Source organism: Mycobacterium sp., assembly GCF_049673265.1.
In the GTDB taxonomy this organism is placed as follows: Bacteria; Actinomycetota; Actinomycetes; order Mycobacteriales; family Mycobacteriaceae; genus Mycobacterium.
Genome location: NZ_JBATXN010000011.1, coordinates 1 through 3,660, shown reverse-complemented (window position 1 = coordinate 3,660; position 3,660 = coordinate 1). Strand labels below are relative to the sequence as shown.

The 3,660-nt window shown below is 63.3% G+C and carries 4 protein-coding genes and 1 riboswitch; of the genes, 2 read left to right on the top strand and 2 right to left on the bottom strand.

The window, feature by feature from the left end; genetic code table 11:
* A partial coding sequence (locus WBF82_RS00285; RefSeq protein WP_424381118.1) for a transglycosylase family protein occupies positions 1–232 on the bottom strand: 232 nt, incomplete at its 3' end.
* Between the two features lie 8 nt (positions 233–240).
* Positions 241–453: riboswitch (cyclic di-AMP (ydaO/yuaA leader) on the bottom strand.
* A gap of 253 nt (positions 454–706) precedes the next feature.
* Complete coding sequence (locus tag WBF82_RS00280) at positions 707–1,120, bottom strand: YccF domain-containing protein (protein ID WP_424381117.1); 414 nt, start codon at positions 1,118–1,120, stop codon at positions 707–709.
* Between the two features lie 154 nt (positions 1,121–1,274).
* On the opposite strand from WBF82_RS00280, the gene WBF82_RS00275 reads away from it, so the two are divergent.
* Both WBF82_RS00275 and WBF82_RS00270 read left to right on the top strand, forming a co-directional pair.
* Positions 1,275–1,682 carry a cold-shock protein gene (locus tag WBF82_RS00275; protein ID WP_424381116.1) on the top strand — a complete coding sequence of 136 codons (408 nt, stop codon included), beginning with the start codon at positions 1,275–1,277 and terminating at the stop codon, positions 1,680–1,682.
* Positions 1,683–1,780: 98 nt separating this feature from the next.
* Positions 1,781–3,660: acyl-CoA dehydrogenase family protein (locus tag WBF82_RS00270; RefSeq protein ID WP_424381115.1), on the top strand; the 1,880-nt coding region annotated here is incomplete at its 3' end.

The following is a 3,660-nucleotide window of genomic DNA, read 5'->3' as shown; positions in this document are numbered from 1 at the left end:
GTGCGGCCCAGGTGCCTTGTGAGAACTGCAGCCCGCCGTGGTAGCCGTTGCCGGTGTTGATGGCCCAGTTGCCGCCCGCCTCGCAGCCGGCGACAGCGTCCCATTGCTCGTCGGTAGCCGCGGACGCGTGGCCCGCAAGTGCGATGCCGCCGCCACCGATCACTGCGCCGGTGAATGCGAGTTTGGCGACGTTGATGTTCGACGTGGTGGGCTTGCGATGCCGTCCGCTCATACGCGAAGACGTCCTCTCTTGATGCGCCCACGAGGTCAGCTGTCGGGTTCGGGCGGGAGAGGTCGCCCGGCCACGCCGAATCTGATGCGAAACGGTGGTGGCTTCACCCCAAGGAGCCGGGTACGGCTCCGGTCCGATTTCGGCGGACCGATGGGTCCCCCGTCTCCATCCACGGGTTGTTGTGTTCCCGCCTATCGGATGGAGCTCGGCGCTATAGGCGAGAAGGCCCGTCGCTCAGGAAGATTCGGCGAGCCCGCGCACGACGGTAGCGGGTGATCGTGGCAGAGTCATTTTTTGTCGCCTCCGGCGTTTCGTGTTCCGTCGACGCGGAAAACGCCAGGAAGCCCCGTCGTCTGTGCAGGTCGGTGGCTGCGATATCGGGCCGTTGCCGTCCCGTGATCAATCCGTTATGTGACTGAACTCACACCAATAAGTGGCCGAGAAACGGCTCACAGCTGACCCTCGGGTGACCGTTCAGCGGTGTCCCGCCAGTGATTCAGTGCGGTTTCGGTCGGAACCGATTGCAACTATCTCTTTGCCTAACGGCACCAGCGACACCGGGATCAGTTTGAGATTGGCCAGCGCCAGCGGAATACCGATGATCGTCGCGGCCATCGCCACCGCGCTCACCAAGTGCCCGATTGCGAGCCAAATCCCACACAACAGCAGCCAGATGATGTTGCCGATCAACGTCCCGGTACCCGCGCCGGGCTTCTCGATGATCGTCCGCCCGAACGGCCACAGCGCATAAGATGCGATGCGCAACGCTGCGAACCCAAACGGGATGGTGACGATGAGCATGAAGCAGACCAGCGCCGCCAGCAGATAGCCGAGGGCCAACCAAAGGCCGCCGAAAATCAACCAGATGACGTTCAGGACCAGGCGCATTGTCTCCTCCAGCGGTAATGCCAGAGTACCGGGAAACAGGGTGCTCGGCTGTGGCCCTTCCGAGTAGGATCGGTCGTCATCGCGTCCTGCGCAGGCGGGGCGCTTCATTGTGTTGCTCATACCTAGTTTCCAGTCAGACAAGCAGGTGAGACCGGTGCCGACAGGCAAGGTGAAGTGGTACGACGCTGCGAAAGGATTCGGCTTCCTATCCCAGGAGGACGGCGAGGATGTCTACGTCCGCTCCTCGGCGTTGCCTGCCGGCGTCGAAGACCTCAAGGCGGGGCAGCGCGTTGAATTCGGTGTTGCCTCCGGACGGCGCGGACCGCAGGCGTTGAGCCTCAAACTGATTGACCCGCCGCCTAGCCTGGCGCGGCCACGCCGGGAGGGGCCGGCCGAACACAAGCACAGCCCGGATGAGCTGCACGGCATGGTTGAGGACATGATCACTCTCCTGGAGAGCACCGTGCAGCCCGAACTGCGAAAGGGCCGCTACCCGGACCGCAAAACCGCTCGCAGGGTCTCCGAGGTGGTCAAAGCCGTGGCCCAGGAACTCGACGCCTAACTGAGAGCCGTCGTTCTGCGAAAGCATGGACCGGAGCGTTACTCGCGAGTAACACTGGGTATTACACCCGGGTAAGCCCGTCCAGCGAGGAGTGTCAGATGGCGCAGCAGGCACAGGTCAGCGAGGAACAAGCGAGAGCGGTAGCTGAGGAATCTCGCGAAAGCGGTTGGGATAAACCGTCTTTAGCCAAGGAGCTATTCCTCGGCCGTTTTCCGCTTGAGCTCATTCACCCATTTCCCAGGCCCTCTGACGAAGACGCGGCCCGCACCGAGAAGTTCTTAGCTCAGCTGCGGGAATTCCTCGACACGATCGACGGCAGCGTCATCGAGCGCGACGCGCAGATTCCCGACGAATACGTCAAAGGCCTTGCTGAGCTTGGTTGCTTCGGCATGAAAATTCCGTCCGAGTACGGCGGCCTGAACATGTCGCAAGTCGCGTATAACCGTGCACTGCAGATGGTTTCGACCGTACATGCCAGTCTCGGCGCGCTGCTTTCAGCGCATCAGTCGATCGGGGTACCCGAACCGCTCAAGCTCGCCGGAAGCGAGGAACAGAAGCGGAAGTTCTTGCCGCGTTGTGCCGCCGGGGCAATATCGGCGTTCTTGCTCACCGAGCCGGATGTCGGCTCCGACCCGGCGCGCCTGGCCTCGACGGCCACTCCGATCGACGACGGACAGGCCTACGAACTGGACGGCGTGAAGCTGTGGACGACAAACGGCGTGGTCGCCGACCTGCTGGTGGTGATGGCGACCGTGCCCAAGAGCGATGGGCACCGCGGTGGCATCAGCGCGTTCGTCGTCGAGGCCGATTCACCGGGCATCACCGTGGAGCGGCGCAACAAGTTCATGGGGTTGCGCGGGATCGAAAATGGTCTGACGCGGATGCATCGTGTCCGGGTGCCGGCGGAAAACCTGATCGGTCGGGAAGGCGACGGCCTGAAGATCGCGCTGACCACCCTGAACGCCGGGCGACTTTCGATACCCGCGATTGCAGCTGGCTCCGCCAAGTGGTCGCTGAAAGTCGCTCGGGAGTGGTCGTGCGAGCGAGTGCAGTGGGGCAAACCTGTCGGCGAACATGCGGCGGTCGCCAACAAGATCTCGTTTATGGCCGCGACCAGTTACGCGCTCGAATCGGTGTTGGAGTTGTCCGGTCAGATGGCCGACGAGGGCCGCAACGACATCCGGATCGAGGCGGCACTGGCCAAGTTGTGGTCAAGCGAGATGGCCTGCGTGATCGCCGACGAGCTGTTGCAAATCCGCGGCGGTCGAGGCTATGAGACCGCTGAGTCGCTGGCCGCGCGCGGGGAGCGGGCCGTGCCGGTGGAGCAGGTGGTGCGCGACCTGAGGATCAACCGCATCTTCGAAGGATCCAGTGAGATCATGCGGCTGCTGATCGCCCGTGAGGCGGTCGACGCCCATCTGAGTGCGGCAGGCGACCTTGCAAATCCCAAGGCCGACGTGAAGGCCAAGGCCAAGGCTGCGGTTGGCGCGAGCGGATTCTACGCAAAGTGGTTGCCGCAATTGGTTTTCGGCGAGGGTCAACGACCGACGGCGTATCGCGAGTTCGGCCGATTGGCGACACATCTGCGATTCGTCGAGCGCTCCGCCCGCAAGCTGGCCCGCAACACCTTCTACGGGATGGCACGTTGGCAAGCAGCGCTGGAGCAGAAGCAGGGATTCCTCGGGCGGGTGGTGGATATCGGTGCGGAGTTGTTCGCGATGTCGGCCTCGTGCGTCCGGGCCGAAGCTCAGCGAGCCGCGGATAAGGGCCAGGGTGAGCAGGCATATGAGCTGGCCGATGCGTTCTGTCAGCAGGCCACCCTGCGGGTCGAGGCCTTGTTCAATGCCTTGTGGGACAACACCGACAGCACCGACAGTGCGCTGGCGCGCAATGTGCTGAAGGGTCGTTACGACTGGCTCGAAGACGGGATCGTCGACCAGTCGGAGGGCACCGGGCCGTGGATCGCACACTGGGAAAC